Consider the following 22946-nt stretch of genomic DNA (forward strand, 5'->3'; position numbering starts at 1 on the left):
CCCAATAGCGGTTGAGTCACCGGCCATTCCGATCTCCAATTTGCTCAAAAATGATTGCAGGATACCCTGGTCCAGTGTCAGTGGGCATTGTGTGTAGGCATGCTCGCCGAAAACCACCATGCCTATTCGATCATTTGGGCGATTTTCTATAAAGTCGGAAACCACTCCCTTAACAATTTTAAGACGGGTGATTTTTTTCCCTTCTTCTTCAAAATCCAATGCCCGCATACTTCCAGATGTGTCCAGAGCCAGCATGATATCGACTCCGACTGAAAGAATTTCTGTGCTTTTATGTCCCTCCTGCGGTCTGGAAAGAGCAATAATCAGAAAGGTAAGGGCAAGCAAACGGAGAATGAAGGGAACACCTGAATACAAATCTACCCTGGAGGGACGTATTGCTTTCAGGGCTGTAACGGAAGGAAAATGCACTGTAGCAAAATAATCCTTGCTCATATGAATGGCAAGCAGGGGAATCGCCAGCAATAAAAGCAACAACCATGGATTTTGGAATTGAAAAAAAGTCATGACTGGCTTTCGGCTTGGTGAGATGAAGGTTGTGCTTCGTCAATAAAGTTGATGATGGACGGCATTTCATCTTCTGTCTGCACTTCTCTGGCAAACTTGACACGGTCTGTATGCTTCAAGATATTTCTGGCTTTTAGTTTCAGGTTGTCGCTGAGACTGTTGAGATGTTTGAAGTGTGCGGTAATTTCTTCTGTTGTCCACTCCTGAGCGGGGAACCGATACCGGTTTTCCAGGTAACGACGAAAGATTTCAGATAATTCAAAAAAGTACTCCTGGGTACGGCCAATTTGAAGCCACTCCTTTTTTTTAAGCGCCTCAAGTTCCTTGAATGCTAATTGTTCTGGTGTCAATTCAGGATCGGGTGCGGGAATATTCAAAGGCATGGGTCTGGACTTCCACCGTTTCCATAAAAAATATAACAGTCCTGAAACGGCAATTACTGCTAAGGCCTGCCAAAAATAACTCAACCACGGCAGGGGATATTCTTCAAGGGGTTTGATATCGCGAATTCCATCTTGAGTTCCTGGCATATCAAGAAGTGACTGAACTTCAAGTTCTACTTCTGGTGCCAAAATGGTTCCTTGAATCTGGTTTTCGGGTTGTTTTTGATCTGGAGCAATAAAATTAACCTGGATAGAAGGTATGGTTAGTTTTCCTGTGTCGTCAACACGAAATTTATACCAGTATTTATTGATAGTTTGCCCATTTGTTTTGTTTGGTTCATATTCTCCCTGTTCAATTAACTCCAGGCCTTTTGGTGGTTCTATGTCTGGCGGCGAAGGCTTAATATCTGGATCATGTTGAACGGTTATTTCATAAGTGGCGATATCTCCAATTGTGAATGTGTCGGGAGTAACTTGATTGCTGACGGAAACAGGGTTTGGGTTATCTTCTGCTATAGACGAATTTGCGGCAACCAATATGGTGAGAAGTAAAATAATCGCTATCGAAAACTTTTTTATGAATGTTACAGTTTTCATTGTCCGGGGTGGGTGCTCCTGATTTTTGCAAGACATGAGTCGATCATGGGTTGTATTGGCAGGGTTGAATCTGAAACTTCCGCGCGAAAAAACCAGAGCAGAGCTTCCTCGCAGTTTCCAAGTTTTGCGTATAGTTCGCCTACAGTTTGTGCGGCCTTTGCTCTATCATTACTTTGTACTTTTTGTAACTCCCACACTTTTATAAATTGGTCGATAGCTTGCTCTGCTAATCCTGCGTTTGTAAGGCGTGTGCCAACTGCATGATATTCGGCTATCAAATCCAGGCTGGAAACAGGACCCTCGATTTCAGTTTTTTTAGGGATAGAGGATTTTGCGATGAGCTTGGTAAACAGGGCTACAAATGCCGCAAGTGTGACTGCTGTCAGAATCAGGACAAAGACTTTCAGTTTTTTGCTGACACCTTCGGTTGGAATTATGTCAGGGGACTCGTTTGCCATTAATGTTTCTTTTCCCTCATTTTAAAATAACGGATGATAGGGTCCGTTAAAGAATGGTTCGTTTGAATTTCGATGGTGTCAATATCTATAGATTGAAAGAATTTTTTTCGTTTAACTTTTTTTTCCTGAAACAGCTGGGAATATTTTTGAGTCATTTCTTTATCATGAGTGTCCACTAAAAGAATATCTCCAGACTCAGGGTCTTCGAGCCGAATCAAGCCCACATCAGGCAGTTTTTCCTCTCTTGGATCTGAAATGCTGATAGCAATCAAATCATGTTTTTGTTTAGCCAGCTTTAATGCATCCTCATAGCCATCATCCTGAAAATCAGATATCAAAAATGCTGTGGCTTTTCGCTTTTGAATATTTAATAGATACTCTAATGGGAGAGAAATATTTGTCCCTTTGCCTTCTGGTTTGAAATTCAAAATAGTGCGAATGATGTTCCAGATATGAGCTTTCCCTTTCTTGGGTGGTATGGTGTGTTCGATTTTATCTGAGAACACGATCAATCCTATCTTGTCGTTATTCTTGATAGCAGCGAAGGCAAGAATTGAAGCGATCTCGGCGGAAACTTCGTTTTTGAGTTTGTCGTGGCTGCCGAAACCTCCGGAAGAACTGACATCAACCAGAAGCATGAGGGTCAGTTCACGTTCTTCCTTGAATTCTTTAATAAAGGGTTGATTCATTCTAGCGGTTACATTCCAGTCGATCAATCGGACATCATCACCAGGCTGGTACTCGCGCACTTCACTGAATTCCATTCCTCGACCCTTAAAGGCAGAAACATATTCACCTGCCATGATGTCGTTGACTAGATAATTGGTTTTTACCTGTATGGCTTTAATACGGTGGAGCAACTCAGGTGAAAGGTTTTTATCTTCATCAGGTGTGGGAGCAGGTTCCCGGAACCAATCCCGAAACGGTTCTGTGAGTGTCTTAAACATTTTTAAGGAACTTCAAGTGTGTCGAAGATTTTTTTAATAATATCATCTGCCGTAACATTCTCAGCTTCGGCTTCATAGGAAAGTATGATTCGGTGTCTCAATACATCTAAACCTATGCTTTTAATGTCATGCGGAACCACATAGCCGCGGCGCTGCAAAAATGCATAAGCTTTTGCGGCACGATGTAGAAATATGGAAGCCCGTGGGGATGCTCCAAATTGTATCATTCCTTTAAGAGAAGATAACTGGTTGCCTTCAGGATCCCGTGTTGCCTGTACAAGGTTGATGATGTAATCCTGAAGGTTTTCATCGATATAGATTTCATCAAAGACTTTCCGGGCTTTCATAATTTCTTCAGGCGATACAACCTGTTTGACCTGGTATTGGGCATCAGAGGTAGACATTCTTTGCATGATAAGTTTTTCTTCTTCACGGCTGGGGTAATCGATATGAAGTTTTAACATGAAACGATCTACCTGGGCTTCGGGTAGGGGGTAGGTGCCCTCCTGCTCGATGGGATTCTGGGTCGCTATCACCATAAAAGGTTCTTCAAGCTTGAAGGTTTTGCTGGCAATCGTGATTTGCCTTTCTTGCATAGCTTCAAGAAGAGCACTTTGAACTTTAGCAGGTGCCCGGTTAATTTCATCGGCAAGAATGATGTTTGCAAAAAGCGGTCCTTTTTTAATATCAAACTCTCCGGTTTTTGGTTGATAGATTTGGGTTCCTAATAAATCTGCGGGTAAAAGGTCTGGTGTAAACTGAATGCGTTTGAAGTCTGCTTTGATGGATTGTGCGAGGGTCTTTACCGCAGTCGTTTTAGCCAGACCTGGAACACCCTCAACTAGAATATGCTCTCCGGTCAGCAGGCCCAGTATCAAGCGCTCGGTCAGATATTTTTGCCCGACCATAATTTGTTCCAGTTCATGCAGAAGGGATGGAATAAATGCACTGGCCTGATTGACATGTTCTGTTATTTCATCGATCTTTTGTGTCATTTAAAGAAACCTTTGGGTCAAGTGGTTGTTACGGGGAATAAACGCAGATTGTTCAATTTCTAAACCTAAAAAATATAGTTCAATTTACTGAATAATGAAATTAAATTTTTTTAATTTCATATTGAGCAGGTGCAACCGTGGAAGTTTATTTTCCCGGACAGAATTAAGTACCTGCTATATGTTAATCAAAGAACTTTATACCTTTTATAAATGAAAAAATGAGGCGAAATCGGGCTAATCATGCGGAAAAGTAGGATTTTAGGCTTTACAAGTTTGGATACTGCCTTAAAATACCCTCTACTCTTAATTTCCGAAAATATCGTTTTATGTGGAGCGCTTGAGGATGGCTGAAAAAGAAGTCAAAGATATTGATAGTCTCATTGATCAGGGGCTCAATGATGAAAAAAGTGAGCTTGATCTGAGGGAAAAAGAACTGGACGATGAGGATTTGTTGAAAATTCTGGAGTCTGACCGAATTAAAGGGATCACCGCCCTGTTTCTAGAGTTTAACGAGATCGGTGATGAAGGTGTAAAGGCTATAGCTAATAGCGAAAAAATGAAATTTTTGACTGCGCTGAATTTGTTCAAAAACAAGTCAACGGATGAAGGCGTTAAGGCATTAGCACAGTCCAAAAACATGCTAAACCTTTCTGAACTGATATTGAGTGATAATGAAATTGGTGTAGAGGGTGCTAAAGCAGTGGCAGATTCGCCAATCCTGGGAAGCCTGGTTTCGCTTTGGCTGGGTGACAAGGTGGGCGATGAGGGTGTGGAAGCAATCGCTGCTTCTAAAACTCTTACTCATCTTACTCAGCTGTCTCTTTATAGAAATGATATTGGCAATGAAGGGGCAATCGCGATAGCTAATTCTAAAAACCTTAGCAACCTGACAGAATTGAATTTGAACTGGAACTTCATTGAGGGAGAGGGGGTCGAAGCCCTGGCGGCTTCTGATACTTTGAGCAATCTCACTCAATTGACTTTGACTTTTAACCCCATTGGCTGGCGGGGAGCGGAGGCGATCGCAAACTCTGATACTTTACGAAATCTGACTTTGATAGATTTGTATGAAGCGGAGTTAGGCGACATGGGAGCGAGGGCTATAGCGCAATCGACTAAACTGCCAAACCTGGAAACTCTCGTACTGATCCACAATGATGTTGGTGAAGGGGTTCAGGCAATGTTTACGGATAATAAGAATTTTCCCAAGTTAAAAGATGTGTACTTTTATAAAGCCAAAGCTGAGGAGTGATTTGGCAAAGGTTTGACGGTTAGGGGTTCCCGGTATTGGGTCGGGGACCCTTTTTCTTTTAAAGGCTGACTCTTTATGTTTATAGGTGAAAAACCGGACCTGCTGGATATCATGCCTTTCCGCGAGGACAGTATATATGTTGTGGGAAAGGATGGCATTCCTCAACACTGGGACGGGCATGAGTGGTTACCTGTTAGAACGGATAATACTAATCCGCTTATGGGTATTTGGGGGCCCCATGAACAATGCATTTATGCTGTGGGTATTGGAGGTATTGTCCTTTTGTATAATGGTAAGGAATGGAAACAGGTGGACACAGGCAGTTATGATTCTCTCAACTCCGCATATGGTTTTGATGAAAACAATGTTTTCCTGTACGGTGTTGGCGGTCGAATGCTCTATTGGAACGGTGAAAAATGGGATTATCGGGAGCCCAACACGATTCATGATTTGTTCGGCATGTGGGGAGTTGATATCGAGAATATACATACGGTCGGGGGTGAAGGAATTTACCGCTTTTATAATGGCAAAGAGTTTAAACGTTGTGAAGAATTGACGGATGAGCAAATTTCTCTATTTGGGATATGGGGAAGCAGAAAGGACAATGCTTATATCTGTGGATCTCACGGTACGATCCTGCATTACGATGGGGCTGAATGGAAACCCATGGAATCCGGGACAGAAGAATACCTGCTGAGTATCTGGGGTGCTTCTGAAGAAGACATTTATGTGGTGGGTGACAATGCCATCATGCTTCACTACGATGGTAAAAAGTGGTCTCCCATTGAATCAATAAAAGATGAATATCTCACCAAAGTCAAAGGACTTGGGCCGGATAAGGTTTATGTGGCCGGCGAAAACGGAACAGTTATTAAATTTGATGGCAACGAGTGGAGTGACATGTCGCTATGATTATTGAAATATATATAGAAAACTTGCGTAGCTTTGAGGATCAATTATGTCTGGATTGACTTCAAATCATCTGTTATCTGTTTTCGGATTCAGTGAGAATGATATTTTTGTCGGTGGTGCAGATGGCACCATGTTGCATTATGACGGCAGTCAATGGTCTCCGATGGAAACGGGTGGACGGTGGACTTTTAAAGATATCTGGGGGAGTGCCCCTGATAATGTTTATGCCGTAGTGACCGATGGGAGAATTCTTCATTTTGATGGCAAGTCATGGACTCCTGATGAGGAAACGGAAAAACTGCCGCCTATGACCGGAATTTTTGGGCTCGCATCGGATGAAATTTATGCCTGCTCCAGGCTGGGAAAAATTCTTCGTTATGATGGCAGTACCTGGAACTATACTCAGACAGGAACCGATACGGATATAACCAGGTTGTGGGGGTGCAAAGAGAGTGGCATGCTGGCCGTTGGTTATGACGGACTGGTACTCAAACAGGATGGAGAAAAATGGATCCGCATGACTTTCAACTCAGGGGCCGAATTTTACGGTATTTACGGTTTTGGTCCCGATGAGGTTTATATAGTCGGATCTGAAGGTGCTATTTTCAAATTCAACGGAGTTGAGTTCACGGAAATGCCCTCCCAGACAATGGAATTTTTTCTGGATGTATGGGGTCCGTCCCGGGAAATGGTGTTTGCAGTAGGTGATGAAGGCATGATTCTTTATCTGGATGATAATGAATGGACCCGGATCGAATCAAACACCAGGGAATACCTCACCGCTATCTGGGGCAGCAGTGATGAAAATATTTATGCAGTTGGAGATAATGGGTTGATCCTGCACTGGAATGGTGAAGACTGGAAAGCTGTAGAAGGTTGATGGCACCACCCATCCCCCACCTAAACTGCTTGACACCTGCTTTAGCCGGATGTTAAGGTCTTTGTTCTAAATACTTGATATTAAAGGCGGCCTAATATATTTTTCTGGCCTTATTTTTGGTGGATTGCAACAGCACAGGTCTCCTGTGCTTTTTTAGTATTGGGTGATTTTATTTTGCTGGAAGAGTAGATCGTTAATATGTTCAAGCCCTCATTGGAAGAATTTAAACAGAAAGCTAAACTGGGAAACCTGGTTCCTGTTTATAAGGAAATTCTGGCTGATCTCGACACTCCTGTTTCCGCTTATTTGAAAATCAGTGGAGGGGAATATTCTTTTCTATTGGAAAGTGTTGAAGGCGGTGAGAAGTGGGCTCGTTATTGCTTTCTCGGTTGCGATCCTTCAGTCGTAGTCAGTACCAAAGGTCGCACTATGACTTTGATGGAAAATGGTAAAAGTGAACAAAGAGAGATTGAATCGGGAAGTCCACTTTCTGCGGTAAAAGAAGTGCTGTCGCGTTATCAACCAGTACCTGAAGCAGGGTTGCCGCGTTTTTCAGGGGGTGCGGTGGGCTTCATCAGTTACGACATGGTTCGTTTCTTTGAGGACCTGCCTGAGGAAACACTGGATGATCTTGATGTGCCAGATTCGCAATTTGTCATCACGGATACCATGCTTGTGTTCGATAATGTTTCGCAGACCATTAAAATTGTATCCAACGCTTTTATAGAGGGTGATGACCTTGAGTCTGTTTACAAAAACACAATTAAAAAAATAACGTCTCTGGAAGAAAAGCTTAAAGCACCTCTGGCAATAGAAGCAAATACCGATTCGGTGGAGAATTCAGAATCATCCTTAAGCTTTGGTTCCAATATTGAGGAGGAAAAATTCAAGCAGGCGGTGTCCAGAATTAAAGAGTACATACTGGAGGGGGATGCGATTCAAGTGGTGCTTTCCCAGCGATTGAAGTTTTTCATAAAATGTGATCCTTTCGATATTTATAGAGCGCTGAGAACGATCAATCCTTCTCCTTATATGTATTATCTTAAGTTTGGAGATCTTCAGGTAGTCGGTTCCTCTCCTGAAGTTCTGGTGCGGCTGGAGGATAAGAAGGTGGAAGTAAGACCCATAGCAGGGACAAGAAAGCGTGGGCAGAATGAGGAAGAAGACCGGGCACTTGAACAGGATCTGTTAAAGGATGAGAAAGAACTGGCTGAGCACATCATGCTGGTGGATCTGGGAAGAAATGACCTGGGTCGGGTATCAGAAATCAGTACTGTTGAAGTCAATGAGCGGTTTACCATTGAGCGTTATTCTCATGTTATGCATATTGTTTCCAACGTGAAAGGAATTTTGAAAAAAGGATTAGATTGTTTTGATGTCCTGAAAGCATCATTCCCGGCTGGAACTCTTTCCGGTGCTCCCAAAATAAGGGCCATGGAAATTATTGATGAGTTGGAGCCAACCCGACGTGGACTTTATGGTGGTGCGGTAGGCTACATCAGTTTTAATGGCAATATGGATACAGCCATAGCTATACGCACTTTGCTTGTTAAAGACAAAAATGCTTATCTAGGTGTTGGCGCCGGAGTTGTGGCAGATTCGGTTCCTGAAAATGAGTTTGAAGAAACCATGAACAAGGGGCGGGCTTTGTTGAAAGCGATCGAAATGGCAGAAAAGGGGTGGCTGGCATGATTTTGATGATCGACAATTATGACTCGTTTACATACAACCTTGTGCAATACATGGGCGAGTTGGGTGCTGAAATTCGTGTGGACCGGAATGACAAAATCAGTCTCAAGGAAATTGAGGCGTTAAATCCGGAGAAGATCGTTGTTTCGCCCGGCCCATGTACACCTACCAAGGCGGGAATTTCGGTTGAGGTGATCAAGCATTTTGCGGGAAAAATTCCTATTCTTGGCGTCTGTCTCGGTCACCAGTCGGTTGGAGTAGCATTTGGAGGTGAAATCATAAAAGCCGGTCGTCTGATGCATGGCAAAACTTCAATGATTAGGCATGATGGAAAAACCCTGTTTAAAAATTTACCCAATCCTTTTGAGGCTACCCGGTATCACTCGCTGGTTTTGAAAAGGGAGAGTCTCCCGGACTGCTTTGAGGTTTCTGCGGAGAGCGATGATAATGAAATAATGGGTATCCGTCATAAAGATCTTGCAATAGAAGGTGTGCAATTTCACCCTGAATCCATTTTGACAGAATGCGGCAAAGAATTGTTGGGTAACTTTATTAAAGGAAACAACCCATGAGTTTCCTTGCAACGCTCCATAAAGTTGTTGCGGGCAATGACCTTGAAGAGAGTGAAATGGTTTCTGCCATGACCTGTATCATGGAAGGGGAGGTCACTGATGCTCAACTCGCTGCTTTCTTAACTGCATTGCATTTGAAGGGTGAAGTCGTTGCTGAAATTGTTGGCGCGGCACGTGTGATGAGGGCTAAGGCTGAGAAACTTGATATTAAGGCAACTCCTCTCATCGATACGTGTGGAACCGGTGGTGATGGTGCTGACACCTTTAATATTTCAACCGCCAGCGCTTTGGTGACGGCAGGTGCGGGAGTTAATGTGGCCAAGCATGGTAACCGGGCTGTATCCAGCAGGTCTGGCAGTGCGGATGTTTTAAAATGCCTTGGGGTGAATATTGATGCCGGTTTGTCAACGGTAGAGCGTTGTGTAGAAGAGGTTGGTATAGGGTTTTTGTTTGCTCCCTTGCTGCATAAAGCCATGAAGCATGCTGCCCCTGTTAGAAAAGAACTTGGATTTCGTACGATCTTTAACGTTTTAGGTCCTTTGACAAATCCAGCGAATGCCCATGCACAGGTGCTGGGTGTCTTTGATGTTAATTTGATTCAGCCGCTGGCTGAGGTGCTGTGTAACCTGGGCAGCAGGCACGCCTTGGTGGTACATGGCTCGGATGGTTTAGATGAGATCACTCTGACCGGTATAAGTCATGTGGCAGAATTGAAAAATGGAAAAGTTTTAAGTTATAGTCTGGATCCTGTAAAACTAGGTTTTAGAACTTGTAGTCCTGATGACCTCAAAGGGGGAGCGCCTGAGGAAAATGCTGAAATGATCAGGAATATTCTGAGTGGAGATAAAGGTCCGCATAGGGACATCGTTTTGCTGAATTCTGCCGCGGCCATTTATGTGGCTGGGAAGGCAGACACTCTGGAATCGGGTATCCAATGCGCTGTTGATTCTATCGAATCCGGAAAAGCGCGAGACAAACTTAAGGATTTATGCCGGATCACTTGCTCTTAAAATGTCGAATATACTAGATAAAATATTTGCGGATAAGAAGAAGGAACTGCCAGGCACGAAATGCAAGTCGCCACTCGCACATCTAAAACAAAGAATGGGAGACCAGGCACCTGTTCGTGATGTTTTTAAAGCGTTGAACGAAGGTGAAAGTTCCAGGATTATCGCGGAGATCAAGCGGCGCACTCCATTTAAAGGAGAGTTGCGGGAAAACTTTAATGCGATTGAAATTGGCAGGGACTATTTTAAAAATGGTGCGGCCACCCTTTCCATCCTGACTGAAAGTAATTACTTTGGCAGTCACATTGGAATTCTTGAAGAGGTGAGGCCCGTTGCTCCGATCCCCTTGCTGCGTAAAGATTTTATTTGTGACGAGTATCAGGTTTATGAGTCACGGGCATACGGAGCGGATCTGTTTTTGCTGATTGCTACCTGGCTTGAACAAAATCAATTGAATGACCTTATCAGCCTCGGTAGGGAATTGGGCCTACCCGCATTAGTGGAAACGCATAATGAATATGATATGGAGAAAGCCTTTGAGGCCAGGGCGAATTTAATCGGGATAAATAATCGAGACTTGACCAATGGAAAAACCGATTTGGATATTTCCCGGCGTTTGATACCAATGGCATTGCAAGAGTCGGGGCATACACTTGTCTGTGAGAGTGGAATTCATGGCAGGGTAGAAATTGAGGAGTTTGAAAAAATAGGGGCGCATGCATTTTTGATCGGCGAAAGCTTGATGACCGCACCAAATATTCCTGAAAAGCTGATGGAACTATTAGGCAATGGCAAATCAACAAGTGAAGGTTAAAATTTGCGGTATGACTCAGTTGAAGGATGCTGTGTATGCTGTCGAACAAGGGGCCGATGCGGTCGGTTTTATTTTCTACAAAAAAAGCCCACGGTCGGTTACGATGAAAGGTGTTAAGGAGATTATTTCAAAACTTCCGCCATTGGTCGATACGGTTGGTGTTTTTGTCAATGAAACATCCGATCGAGTAAATAAAATTGCTGATTACTGCGGGCTTGACATGGTGCAGCTGCATGGCGATGAGTCTCCTGCGTTTTGTCGAAAAATTCGCAGGCGTGTGATCAAAGCCTGTCGTGTTGAAAATTTGCAATCAATCAAGCAGCTGGAGAAATACCCGGTTAGTGGTTTCCTGCTGGATACTTTTTCAGAAAATACCCACGGTGGAACAGGAAAAACTTTTGACTGGAACCTTGCGCTCCCTGCAAAAAAAATTGGACCCGTTATTTTGGCAGGTGGATTGACGCCTGGAAATGTTCGCCAGGCTTTAAACAGGGTACGGCCTTACGGTGTGGATGTGTGTTCGGGAGTGGAAAAATCACCAGGAATTAAAGACCCTGAAAAGGTTCGTTCGTTTATGGCAAATATTAGATCAGGGAGTAAATTATGAAGCCGCATAAATTGCCCGATTCAAGCGGGCACTTCGGAAAATTTGGGGGCAAGTATGTCATTGAAACCCTGATGCCGGCTCTGAAAGAACTGGAGCAGGTTTATGGGGAAGCTAAAGGCGATCCGCAGTTTAAAAAAGATATGGGCTATTACTTGAGGCATTATGTTGGTCGTCCTACCTCACTTTATTTTGCCCAACGTCTCACAGAGCACCTCGGTGGTGCCAGAATTTACCTGAAACGTGAAGACCTGACTCATACCGGTGCCCATAAAATCAATAACACCATAGGCAGTGCGTTGTTGACAAAACGAATGGGTAAAAAGAAGGTGATTGCTGAAACCGGAGCAGGTCAACATGGCGTGGCAACAGCAACTGCTGCTTCCTTGTTCGGGCTGGAATGTGAGGTGTTCATGGGGGAAGAAGATATGAGAAGGCAAACTCTCAATGTTTTCCGCATGAGACTTTTGGGAGCTAAAGTCACCCCTGTGACCGGTGGAACCCGTACCCTTAAGGATGCCACAAGCGAAGCTATAAGGAACTGGATCACCACCGTAGAGAGCACCCACTATATTATTGGTTCCGTTGTCGGTCCACACCCTTATCCTATGATAGTCAGGGACTTCCAGAAAGTGATTGGCGAAGAGTCCATAAACCAAATCATGGAAATGGAAGGTCGGTTGCCCGATGTTTGTGTTGCCTGTGTAGGTGGAGGCAGCAACTCTATGGGTTTGTTTTATCCTTTTCTTGATAATGAAAATGTCCGGCTTGTTGGTGTAGAAGCCGCGGGACATGGTATTGATACAGACAAACACGGTGCCTCTCTCACCAAAGGTTCACCAGGTGTTCTGCATGGGATGATGAGTTATCTTTTACATGATGATGACGGGCAGGTGACTGAGGCGCATTCTGTATCGGCGGGACTGGATTACCCCGGAGTCGGGTGCGAGCACAGCCACCTAAGGGCAACAGGCAGGGCGAACTATGTACCGATCAGTGATGAAGAGGCAATGGAAGGTTTTAAACTTCTTTCTCAACTGGAAGGCATCATTCCGGCTCTGGAGTCTGCGCATGCTATTGCCCAGGTTATGCAGATGGCTCCTGATATGAAAAAAGATGAAGTCATTCTGGTTTGTTTATCTGGCCGGGGTGATAAAGATGTGAACCAGGTTGCGGAGATGATGGGAGTTTCCTTGTGAGTCGTATTGAAAAACGTTTCAAAAGTTTGAATGGCGATAAAGCTCTGGTGGCTTTTTTTACTGCCGGGGATCCAGACTTGTCGTCATCAAAAGATATTTTTTCTGTAGTCGAGAAAAGCGGTGCCGATATCATTGAACTGGGTGTCCCGTTTTCAGATCCGCTTGCTGACGGACCAGTTATTCAGGCTTCGGCACACCGTTCACTTAAGAATGGAACAACTTTAGTGAAAATCCTGGAACTGGTCAAAGACATCAGGAGCCAGTCACAATTACCGATTGTTTTAATGAGCAGTTTCAATCCCATCTTGGTTTATGGTCAAGAAAAGTTCGTGACCGATGCTGTCAGTGCCGGCGTGGATGGAGTGATCCTCCCTGACCTGCCTCCTGAAGAGGCCAAAGAGTTTTTAGGGTTTGCCGATGAAAAAAAACTGGACATGATTTTTCTCCTGGCGCCTACAAGTACCCAGGATCGGATTAAAATGGTTGATGACGCGAGCAGCGGTTTTATTTACTACGTTTCTCTTACAGGAACAACAGGAACTAAAAAATCACTTGCTAAAAACCTCGAAGAGAAAGTGACTTCTATTAAGAAACAGGTGGGATTGCCGGTGTTGGTTGGGTTTGGTATTTCCGGACCAGAACAAGCGAAAGAAGCCGCGCAATACTCTGATGGAGTGATCATTGGCAGTGCCATTGTTAAATTGATTGAGTCACACTCTGACTCTGAAGAAAGAAATAAAAGCATCGCGGAATTTGTGTCCAGTATTAGAACAGCCCTCAACTCTTGAATTGGCTCCATGCCTTCCCGCATATCTGTTGTTATTCCTGCATTCAATGAAGAACAGTCAATAGGTTTGGTTCTTGATGCTCTGCCAAAAGACTTGATCCACGAAACCATTGTTGTTGATAATAATTCGACCGATGATACTGCCCGGTTTGCCAGAGAAAAAGGTGCACGGGTGGTTACGGAGAAAAGAAGGGGTTATGGTTCTGCCTGCCTGAAAGGAATTTCTGAACTGGACAATCCTGATATTGTGGTTTTTCTTGATGGAGACTTTAGTGACTATCCTGAAGAAATTGTAAAGTTGATAGAGCCTATAGAAACTGGAGTGATGGATTTTGTTCTTGGCAGTAGAATGGTTCTGCCTGAAAGCCGTCAGGCATTATTACCGCAGTCAAGATATGGCAATCAGCTTGCGGTCTTTTTAATTCGCATGTTTTTTCGACACCGGTATACAGATCTGGGGCCGTTTCGTGCTATTCGCTATGATTCGTTGAAGTCCATTGCCATGAAGGACACCAATTTCGGGTGGACTGTGGAAATGCAGATAAAGGGCGTTAAAGCTGGGCTGCGTATTATGGAAGTTCCTGTGAAATATAGAGATAGAATAGGAGTCTCCAAGATCACAGGAACATTTTCAGGGACGATCAAGGCTGGAATAAAAATTATTTACACCATCTTCAAGTATTTGTTAACCTGACTTCATGCCAGTCCTTCATAAAATACTTCGTATAGCTTTTCTACTGCTTTTTGTCTTTTCATGCCCACCTTTTGGGTGGGCTGCTGATATTACTTCCCTGGTTGAAAATCGAATTAGCCATGATGGAAAGACTCTTGACCTTAGTGGATTGAACATTGGTCCATCAGGCGCAAAACAATTGGCTGAATTAGAGATTCTCAATGGAATCACCACACTTCACTTGCAGGGTAATAATATTAAAGCTCGTGGAATGAAAGCTCTTGCAAAATCTACTCACCTGAGCGGATTGAAGCATATGGATTTATGGGGAAACCTGATTGGTGACCTGGGGCTGAAAGCCATTTCAGAGTCGCCTTATTTGATAAATCTTGAGACCTTAAAACTTTGGAAAAATGAGATTAGTGATGACGGTATCGAATTGATGGTGGCTTCTGAAAATTTTTCCCACCTGAAAACACTCATGCTCAATGATAACCTGATCACACCTGTTGGGGCAGAAATGCTTGCATCCTCTGATGTATTCCCCGAACTGGAAACGTTGAATTTATTTCGAAATAATATTGGTGATGATGGCGCAATAGCGTTTGCCGTTTCTGAAAAATACTCAAATCTGCAATTGTTGTATATGGGGGAAAATCAGATTACAGACCAGGGCGCTGTTGCCTTAATCGAATCAACTTATTTTCCCAACCTGAAAGTTCTGGATCTGGCGATGAATTCATTGGGGGAAGCCACGATGATGGCGGCTTTTCAAGTCAATCGCAAGGGTAAGGTTCAAATTGTCTACCGCTAGTGGCGTTGCCGCCACAGGCAACTAGAAAGGTGTTTTGACGGACTCTTGGTCCGTTCTCTACGTATATGAAATATTTTCTTATTTTAAGGGTTTTGCTGCTGATACTTGCAGTTTCCTCAACAGCCACTGCAGAAAATCTTTTTCCTTATAAAGATGTGGGTGACGGAAAACCTGCAACATCAGTTTCATTAACACTTGTTGATGGAGTTGTTGTTGATCGGGATGGAAATATTTATCTTTCGCACCGTTCCAAAAACCGTATTCGTAAAGTTACTCCTGATGGAATTATTACCACGATAGCCGGCAATGGCACTGCCGGGTTTTCCGGGGATGGCGGTCCCGCATTAGAAGCTTCTCTTAATTTTCCTGCGGGACTCGCATTAGACTGGGCGGGTAATTTGTATGTTGCAGACCGAAATAACCATCGTATCCGGATGATTTCAAATAGTGGCATTATTACCACTGTTGCGGGGACTGGCAAGCCTGATTTTGGCGGTGACGGTGGGCCGGCCATCGAAGCCCATTTAAACCTTCCATCCGATGTGGAAGTCGGCCCTAATGACCAGCTTTATATTTCTGACCGTTCGAACAATCGCATCCGAAAAATAGGAAAAGATGGAGTCATCACGACTGTAGCCGGCATTGGAGCGCCCGGTTTTGGCGGTGATTTTGGTCTTGCTACTAATGCGGTGCTGAAACATCCCTTTGGAATTTCCCTGGACAAGCATGGAAATTTGTATATCGCCGATCGGGGTAATAACCGCGTCCGCAAAGTTGACGATGAGGGAATCATCACCACCCTTGCTGGTGACAGCATGCATTCTTTTGGCGGTGATTACGGTCCATCCTCTTACTCAAGCCTCGCATACCCCACTGATGTTGCTGCGGATGACTTGGGCAATGTATACATTTCTGACCGAAACAATAACCGTATTCGAAAGATTGACGGACAAGGTGTTATCACAACTTTTATGGGGACGGGCCATACTGACTTTAACGGTGATAATGAAATTGCCCCGGAAACAAACTTGTATCTACCTTTATCATTGGCTATACACCCTGATAAAAAACTGGTTGTGGTTGATCGCTCTCATCACCGTGTCCGCACTGTTGGGCTTAAGGATTCTATGGTTTCAACGATTGCAGGTAATGGGAAACCATTGTTTAAAGGAGATGGAGGGCCTGGCACGGGGGCTACACTAAATACCCCCTCAGGTATATGTATAGACAGTCGAAATAATATCCTTGTCGCCGATTTGCAGCATCACCGCATCCGCAAGCTGTCTCCTGATGGAATCATTACAACATTTGCTGGGAATGGGAGAGAGGGTAACGAAGGAAATGGGGGGCCGGCACTTTTATCATCTTTGTTCATGCCTTCGACTATGGCGATTGATCATAAAGACAATGTTTATGTAGTGCACCGGCTTGGGAATGGTTGGGTTGTTCGAAAAATTTCTGTGGATGGAACGATCACGCATTTTGCCGGAAATGGTCAACAGGGGAGTGAGGGCGATGGGGGGCCGGCTGTTGATGCATCGTTTTACACGATCAGTGATATCGCTGTGGATAAGGAAGGAAATGTTTATGTTTCTGATTCCTCCAATCGGTCGATCCGTAAAGTAAGCAAGGATGGTATCATTCGAAGAGTGGTGGATGAAACCATGGTTTCTATGGGAGAAGAATTTCACCCGAACAGTGTTCTGGTTGATAATAACGGTTCTATTTACTTCTCTGATTCAGGAAGCAGTCGAATTGTTAAAAAGAATCCTGAAGGAAAATTTGAGATTATTGGCGGGTCTGGAGAGTTTAAAGACAGCGGTGATGGCGGTTTGGCCCTTTCAGCCGGAATCAGATCGCCCGGCGGATTGGTTCTGGGAAGCGACGGAGCAATTTATATAGCAGAAGAACAAACTGCGAGAATAAGAAAGATTAATGTTGATGGTACAATTGACCTGGTGGCAGGGGTCGGGACAAAAGGCTTTTCAGGTGACCAGGGTCCAGCTATTCAGGCTCAGATAAAAAGTCCATACAGGATGGTTTTCGATAAGAATGATAACTTGATTTTTACAGATCGGGATAATAACCGTATCCGAAAAATTGATTCTCAGGGCATAATTTCTACATTAGCCGGTCACGGTAACTTTGGTTGGATGCAGGATGGTCTCGAAGTCCGCATCACCGTGCAGGATTTTCCATAGTAGCCTTTCCTCGATGCTACATTTCTTTTTAAAACCATTAATAATATTACTGGCAATGTTCTGCCTTTTTGATGCGCCAGCATGGGGGTTGAACGTTAATGAACTGATTCTGAAAGAACTGAAAGAAAATGGCACCCGGCTGGACCTTCGGCATAGCGGGGCCATCGGTGATGAGGGAGCTAAACAATTAGCTAAATCGCATTTGCTGAAAAACCTGCGTTTTCTTGGTCTTCGTGCACATAATATAGGGGATGAAGGTGCCCAGGCTCTGGCATCTTCTCCGTATTTGCAGAACCTTGAGAGTCTAAATCTGTTTTACGGTACTATTGGTCCTGATGGGGCTCAATCTATTGCCTCATCCAAAAATTTGAGGCGGTTGAAATATCTTGGACTGTGGGGAAATCAGATAGGAAAAGAAGGAGGCAGGGCTCTTGGAGAATCAACAACCTTGACTGAACTTGAGTCGTTGGACTTGACGGGCAGTCAAATTGGTAGTGAAGGTGCTCGCGCAATTGCAAACTCATCGACACTAAAGAATTTAAAAGAGCTCAGGTTGAGAAAGAATAAGCTGGGTGACAAGGGTGTGGAGCTTTTGGCGCTTTCTCCCTATTTGAGATCTCTGGAGATTTTAGATTTATCTGAAAATTCTTTTGGTCCGAGAGCGATGGAGGCTCTTGCCAAGGCTGAATGGATTGAAAATTTGAAAGAACTGGTGTTACAAAAGAATCAAATTGGTGATCAGGGCTTAAAGGCTTTGGTGGGTCGTTCTTTGTCTTTGCAGAAACTGGATTTGCAGTGGAATAAAATTACTTTGACCGGGGCGAAGGCTCTTGCATCTTCAACAGGTTTGAGGAAGTTGAAATTTTTAGAACTATGGGGCAACTTTATTGAAGAGGAAGGAGTGCGGGTGATTCAGGGTTCCAAAAATCTGCAACAAGTTATGACACCAATTTATCCTGGTGACCCTGGGTAAAGCTAGTAGTGTATAATTCCCTCAATCAAAAAATGCAGTCTTAAATGAAGGGTTTTTGATTCAATATGAATATTTCAGAAATTGCGAAAAATGCTAATACCTCTGCGTTGGTTTTGGCCCATCTTTCTACAGATTTAAAGAATAAGACGCTTGGTTTGATGGCTGATACACTGGAGGAGAATTGTGATGCCATTTTGACAGCGAACGAAAAAGATTTGGAGTTTGCTAAAAAGGAAGGGATCGCAAGCGCATTGATTGCCAGGTTGACCCTGAATGAAGAGAAAGTGCGAGCAATGGCAAAAGGAATACGCAGTGTGGTGGCTTTGCCAGATCCGGTTGGCAGGGTGAACAGTGCAATGGAAATGGATCAGGACCTGGTGGTAAAGCAGGTTACTTGTCCCATTGGAGTGATTGGAGCTATTTTTGAGTCGAGACCCGATGCAGTCCCACAAATTTCATCATTATGCCTGAAGTCTGGAAACGCTGTGATTTTAAAAGGCGGTACCGAGGCTCAAAACTCTAATAAGTTAATTGTCAGCCTGCTGGTGGAAGCGATAGAGAAAGTGCCTGGAGTTCCCGGGCATGCAGTTCAAATGATTGAAACGCGTTCGGAAGTGGCTGACATGTTGAAAGAGGACAAATACATTCATCTAATAGTACCTAGAGGGAGTAACTCTTTTGTGAGATATATTCAAGAGAACACAAAAATACCGGTTCTGGGTCACTCTGAAGGAGTTTGCCACGCGTACATTGATGAGTTTGCAGATTTGGATAAAGCCCTGCGAATATGTCTTGACTCAAAGCTACAATATCCTGCGGCTTGTAATGCTATGGAGACTCTTTTAGTACATAAAAAGATTGCCGAGAAAGTATTGCCTGATCTGATCGCAAAACTTAAAGAAAAGCATGTAGAATTAATAGGTTGTGTTAAAACATGTCAAGTGGTTCCAGAGGTTGAGCCAGCGTCTGAGTCTGACTGGGATACAGAGTATACAGACCTTAAGTTATCAATAAAAATTGTGGATAATTTCTCAGAAGCTGTGAAGTTCATCAACAAGCATGGTTCGGGACATACTGATACGATCGTTACAGAAAACCAGGAGTGTGCCGAACAGTTCCTGAATGAAGTCAGTTCATCAAGTGTTATGTGGAATGCGTCCACTCGTTTTGCGGATGGATTCAGGTATGGGCTCGGGGCAGAAATTGGCATCAGCACCAATAGAACTCACGCCAGAGGTCCGGTTGGCTTGGAGGGACTTGTTATATATAAGTACAAACTTTATGGAAATGGTCAGGTTGCGAGTGATTACTCAGGTTCCAACGCTCGCGAATTTACACATAAACCATTAACGAACGAGTTGTGATTTACTAAACGTGAAGCAAGACGATCTTAACGACCACGAGGCAATCCCTTCTGCGGAAGAGTCATCCAGTGTGAAGCAAAATGCTCCAGCCCGCTCAATGGATACCCCAATTGATTCGCCTGTATCCGGCAATTCAGAAACAGCCAAAACTGAGAACTGGTGGTTGTTCTCCTTATTATTGTCGGGAACCCTTGCAACTACCTATATGTCGGGTGGTTTGTTGTTTTCAATCAGTCTGGTCCTGATTTTAGGCGCACACGAGTTTGGTCATTTCTGGGCCAGTAGAAGAAATGGAGTGCATTCCACGCTACCTTATTTTATTCCTGCTCCTCCTGTTTTCATTGCTGGAACCTTTGGCGCTTTTATTCAGATCAAGGAGGTAATTCCTAATCGCAGAGTGCTTATGGAAATAGGTTGTGCAGGACCTATTGCAGGTTTTTTGGTGGCACTCCCTGTATTGATTTATGGATTGTCCCTTTCTCATGTATCTCCTTTAATTGGTATTGAAGGAGTGAATTTTGGCAGTTCTCTAATCTTGAATATCTGTGCGGAAATGGTATTGGGGGTAGATCCGCAATCCCCGGATTTTAATGTTCATTTACACCCAATTGCATTTGCAGGCTGGATAGGTATGTTGGTGACCGCATTGAACTTAATACCGATTGGACAATTGGATGGAGGGCACATTGTCTTTGCATTGTCACCAAATCAACATAAAATGTTGGGAAAGCTTTTTTTTCTAGCATTATTTCCACTGGGCTATTTTTGGACGGGATGGCTTTTCTGGGCTGTGATGATAGTTCTGGTGGGTTTTAAAACAGCCCCTTTGTTGGATGAAAAGGAAGAGTTGGGCAGAGTACACAAGGCATTGGGGGTGATATCCATTGCCATTTTTTTGGTTACATTCATTCCAATCCCATTTTCATTGCCGGGTCCATAACCAATTGTTATATATAATATTAGTCGCTAGTGTGGGGGAGCTTAAGGCAGTAGAATGCGGCTAAAATATTGTTTTTCCGATACTTCTCAATGACTCTAATAAATAGGCCTGAAATGGTAAATGAATCGAAAAAAATGGCGCATATGTATTAAATTATTGAAAATAAAAGGATTTTTTTGTCAAAATTTTGTTAAAATTGCGTATGGAATTTATAATATTATTGACAGGGGTGGGGTGCTATGTTACATTTGGATCATCTGTGGGGTTCTGAACTTCTGTCCTTTTGTGGGGCATTTTCAATAAAAGAACATTCTTGGTTGCCATCAAGGTTTCTTTTAGAAGTTCAGTGCCCCCTTTTTCTTTCCTTCAATTTCACTCCAGAAATTCATTAATATCAAAATTATGTACCGAGATTTCATGCAAATAAATGCACAATGGGTAAATATGAAACTTTTTGTTACGAATTTAACAATCTTTTTACTTTTTACGCTATTTAACTCAAGTTTGCATGCAGGAGGGGAGGGAACTATACCTGCGTTGCAAAAAGCGTTAATTGATATAAAGTCTTTACATAAGGACAAAGAGCTGACTTTTTTGGCTGAAAAAGAGTATCAGGTCCGAAAATATTATTATGAAATACAAAGCAAAACGCAGAGATTGGAAATATTAGATGAAGTCAGGGAGCATTTTGAAAAGGCTATAACCAAAGCTGAAGAGAAGTTTGACTCTGGTGAAGATGATGTCAGTCAATCTGCTATTACAAAGCTTAAATTAGGCCTCGCCGGTACATTGAATGATATTATCTCGTTGGACAGTGATATTAAGGTGGCACGTATCTCTCTGGCAGGAATGTTTAATGATGGTTACTCTACGGATGCAGAAATGAGCAGCTCAGAAATAGAACCAGTCATTTTCGATCATGAAGATTTTGAAAGTTGGTTGAAGGGGTTTGACACGGTTAACAACGAAACCCCAAAAGAACCGCTTTCTTTAAACTATGAACTAAAGCTGAAAACAAGTTTTTTAAAAACTGTCGAAAACAGGGAAAAATTACATTTAGCTAAAAAAAATCGCAAAATAACACGAGCTTTGCTGGTGAGTGAAGTTGCCAATTATGATTTTGGAATTGGAAATTCGGGTGATTTATTTGAAGCGCTCATTATTTATACCCGGGTTTTAAACGGTTATTATGAGTCGGTTTATAACTTTAATCTTGCTGTGGCGGAATTAAATCGAGCCTTATGGACAGGGAAACACTGAAATACTGGCTGGCCTTAAATATGGTTGTTGGAGTGGGTCGGACATTATTCCATCGTTTTGTACGGGGCCTTGGGTCACCACGCCAGGTATTTTTAGCCCCAAGAGATGAATTGCTGCGAATTCACGGTGTCGGAGAGAAAGTTGTTGCTGAAATAAAGCGCTTTGATGTAGACACTGAAACTGAGCGTGAGTTAAGGCTCGCTGAAAAAGAGGGTGTTCGGATCATAACACTGGAAAGCCCGGAATATTCGCCCCTTTTGAAAGCGATTTATGATCCTCCGCCAATTTTGTATGTCCAGGGCAAGGATCTAAATTCCATTAATTTGCCTTTGGCGGTAGTGGGAACACGTAATCCTTCAGAATATGGAAAGTTGATTACGGAAAGACTTTGCTTGAAACTGGCAACTGCTGGATTTACTATAATCAGCGGCCTGGCCAGGGGGATTGATACTCTTGCGCATAAGGCGGCGCTTTCAGCTGGAGCGGATAGTGTTGCTATTTTCGGTTGTGGGTTGGGCCACACATATCCACCAGAGAATATTAAGTTAAGACAGAAAATTGCCGAGCAAGGAACAATATTATCTGAGTTTCCTGTTTTGATGAGGCCAGAACGTAATAATTTTCCGGCCAGGAACAGGATATTGAGCGGTCTTGCCCTGGGGACAGTGGTCGTTGAAGCGGCTGAAAAAAGTGGGGCCTTGATCACTGCGGATTTTGCTCTTGAGCAGGGAAGGGAAGTTTTTGCTGTTCCTGGAAATATTTCCTCTCCTAAAAGTAGAGGTACCAATAATTTGATCAAATCAGGTGCAAAATTAGTCGATAGCCCTGAATCCATTCTTGAAGAGCTTTTGCCAGCATTTGGAGAAAGTCTAAAGGTTAAAAAAGAGGGTGTTGACCCCAAGTTTGATAGTGATCACGAGGAAAAAATATTTTCATTGTTATCATTAGAAGGCAGGCATATAGATAATTTAATTGAAAACAGCGATTTGTCTCCTGCTCAAGTTTCAGCTACACTGTTGCAATTGGAATTAAGAGGCCTTGTTCGACAGTTAAGTGAAAAGATGTATATTACGAATTACGGCGATGAATAAAATTAGTGA

23 protein-coding genes are annotated in these 22946 nt (G+C 43.3%); 18 read left to right on the forward strand and 5 right to left on the reverse strand.

Annotation, left to right across the window (positions count from 1 at the left end; all coding sequences use genetic code 11):
• The 5 genes from F3741_01980 to F3741_02000 form a co-directional block, all read right to left on the reverse strand.
• Positions 1 to 525 (reverse strand): VWA domain-containing protein (locus F3741_01980; protein ID MZG29564.1); only part of this gene is annotated, 525 nt, incomplete at its 3' end.
• Positions 522 to 1505 (reverse strand): protein BatD, encoded by a 984-nt coding sequence (locus F3741_01985; protein MZG29565.1) that lies wholly within the window; start codon positions 1503 to 1505, stop codon positions 522 to 524. The genes F3741_01980 and F3741_01985, both read right to left, overlap by 4 nt.
• Positions 1502 to 1963, reverse strand: a complete 462-nt coding sequence (locus F3741_01990; protein MZG29566.1) for a hypothetical protein — start codon at positions 1961 to 1963, stop codon at positions 1502 to 1504. Before F3741_01990 ends, F3741_01985 begins: the two co-directional genes overlap by 4 nt.
• Positions 1963 to 2910, reverse strand: a complete 948-nt coding sequence (locus tag F3741_01995) for a DUF58 domain-containing protein (protein ID MZG29567.1) — start codon at positions 2908 to 2910, stop codon at positions 1963 to 1965. The genes F3741_01990 and F3741_01995 overlap by 1 nt, the downstream gene beginning before the upstream one ends.
• Positions 2911 to 2912: 2 nt before the next feature.
• Positions 2913 to 3905 (reverse strand): MoxR family ATPase, encoded by a 993-nt coding sequence (locus F3741_02000; GenBank protein ID MZG29568.1) that lies wholly within the window; start codon positions 3903 to 3905, stop codon positions 2913 to 2915.
• A 343-nt stretch (positions 3906 to 4248) separates the two neighbouring features.
• On the opposite strand from F3741_02000, the gene F3741_02005 reads away from it, so the two are divergent.
• The 18 genes from F3741_02005 to dprA all read left to right on the forward strand — a co-directional run bounded on the left by F3741_02005 (position 4249) and on the right by dprA (position 22937).
• Entirely contained in the window at positions 4249 to 5157 is a 909-nt protein-coding gene (locus F3741_02005; GenBank protein MZG29569.1) for a hypothetical protein, read from the forward strand.
• 75 nt (positions 5158 to 5232) lie between these two features.
• On the forward strand, positions 5233 to 6069 hold the full coding sequence (locus tag F3741_02010) for a hypothetical protein (GenBank protein MZG29570.1): 837 nt from the start codon (positions 5233 to 5235) through the stop codon (positions 6067 to 6069).
• A 46-nt stretch (positions 6070 to 6115) separates the two neighbouring features.
• Positions 6116 to 6949 carry a hypothetical protein gene (locus tag F3741_02015; protein ID MZG29571.1) on the forward strand — a complete coding sequence of 278 codons (834 nt, stop codon included), beginning with the start codon at positions 6116 to 6118 and terminating at the stop codon, positions 6947 to 6949.
• 198 nt (positions 6950 to 7147) lie between these two features.
• Complete coding sequence (gene trpE / locus F3741_02020) at positions 7148 to 8641, forward strand: anthranilate synthase component I (GenBank protein ID MZG29572.1); 1494 nt, start codon at positions 7148 to 7150, stop codon at positions 8639 to 8641.
• On the forward strand, positions 8638 to 9210 hold the full coding sequence (locus tag F3741_02025) for an aminodeoxychorismate/anthranilate synthase component II (protein ID MZG29573.1): 573 nt from the start codon (positions 8638 to 8640) through the stop codon (positions 9208 to 9210). The genes trpE and F3741_02025 overlap by 4 nt, the downstream gene beginning before the upstream one ends.
• Positions 9207 to 10220: an anthranilate phosphoribosyltransferase gene (gene trpD / locus F3741_02030; GenBank protein ID MZG29574.1), complete on the forward strand. Its 1014-nt coding sequence runs from the start codon at positions 9207 to 9209 to the stop codon at positions 10218 to 10220. The genes F3741_02025 and trpD overlap by 4 nt, the downstream gene beginning before the upstream one ends.
• A gap of 1 nt (position 10221) precedes the next feature.
• The gene (trpC, locus tag F3741_02035) at positions 10222 to 11031 is read left to right on the forward strand and encodes an indole-3-glycerol phosphate synthase TrpC (protein MZG29575.1); all 810 of its coding nucleotides are present in this window, start codon (positions 10222 to 10224) and stop codon (positions 11029 to 11031) included.
• Positions 11006 to 11638, forward strand: coding sequence for a phosphoribosylanthranilate isomerase (locus tag F3741_02040; protein ID MZG29576.1), 633 nt, complete (start codon positions 11006 to 11008; stop codon positions 11636 to 11638). Before trpC ends, F3741_02040 begins: the two co-directional genes overlap by 26 nt.
• Positions 11635 to 12834: a tryptophan synthase subunit beta gene (gene trpB / locus F3741_02045; GenBank protein MZG29577.1), complete on the forward strand. Its 1200-nt coding sequence runs from the start codon at positions 11635 to 11637 to the stop codon at positions 12832 to 12834. The genes F3741_02040 and trpB overlap by 4 nt, the downstream gene beginning before the upstream one ends.
• Positions 12831 to 13622 carry a tryptophan synthase subunit alpha gene (locus F3741_02050; GenBank protein MZG29578.1) on the forward strand — a complete coding sequence of 264 codons (792 nt, stop codon included), beginning with the start codon at positions 12831 to 12833 and terminating at the stop codon, positions 13620 to 13622. The genes trpB and F3741_02050 overlap by 4 nt, the downstream gene beginning before the upstream one ends.
• A gap of 9 nt (positions 13623 to 13631) precedes the next feature.
• Positions 13632 to 14315: a glycosyltransferase gene (locus F3741_02055; protein ID MZG29579.1), complete on the forward strand. Its 684-nt coding sequence runs from the start codon at positions 13632 to 13634 to the stop codon at positions 14313 to 14315.
• Between the two features lie 4 nt (positions 14316 to 14319).
• Positions 14320 to 15108: a hypothetical protein gene (locus F3741_02060; protein ID MZG29580.1), complete on the forward strand. Its 789-nt coding sequence runs from the start codon at positions 14320 to 14322 to the stop codon at positions 15106 to 15108.
• Positions 15109 to 15173: 65 nt separating this feature from the next.
• A complete protein-coding gene (locus F3741_02065) occupies positions 15174 to 17309 on the forward strand; it encodes a hypothetical protein (protein ID MZG29581.1) in 2136 nt (711 codons plus the stop codon).
• Positions 17269 to 18282 (forward strand): hypothetical protein, encoded by a 1014-nt coding sequence (locus F3741_02070; GenBank protein MZG29582.1) that lies wholly within the window; start codon positions 17269 to 17271, stop codon positions 18280 to 18282. The genes F3741_02065 and F3741_02070 overlap by 41 nt, the downstream gene beginning before the upstream one ends.
• A gap of 65 nt (positions 18283 to 18347) precedes the next feature.
• Positions 18348 to 19646 carry a glutamate-5-semialdehyde dehydrogenase gene (locus F3741_02075; GenBank protein ID MZG29583.1) on the forward strand — a complete coding sequence of 433 codons (1299 nt, stop codon included), beginning with the start codon at positions 18348 to 18350 and terminating at the stop codon, positions 19644 to 19646.
• 10 nt (positions 19647 to 19656) lie between these two features.
• Positions 19657 to 20586, forward strand: coding sequence for a site-2 protease family protein (locus F3741_02080; protein ID MZG29584.1), 930 nt, complete (start codon positions 19657 to 19659; stop codon positions 20584 to 20586).
• Positions 20587 to 21003: 417 nt separating this feature from the next.
• The gene (locus F3741_02085; protein MZG29585.1) at positions 21004 to 21846 is read left to right on the forward strand and encodes a TolC family protein; all 843 of its coding nucleotides are present in this window, start codon (positions 21004 to 21006) and stop codon (positions 21844 to 21846) included.
• Entirely contained in the window at positions 21828 to 22937 is a 1110-nt protein-coding gene (gene dprA, locus F3741_02090) for a DNA-protecting protein DprA (protein MZG29586.1), read from the forward strand. Before F3741_02085 ends, dprA begins: the two co-directional genes overlap by 19 nt.
• The last annotated feature ends 9 nt before the right edge of the window (positions 22938 to 22946 follow it).

It is taken from the genome of Nitrospinota bacterium, from assembly GCA_009873635.1.
Classification (GTDB): domain Bacteria; phylum Nitrospinota; class Nitrospinia; order Nitrospinales; family VA-1; genus LS-NOB.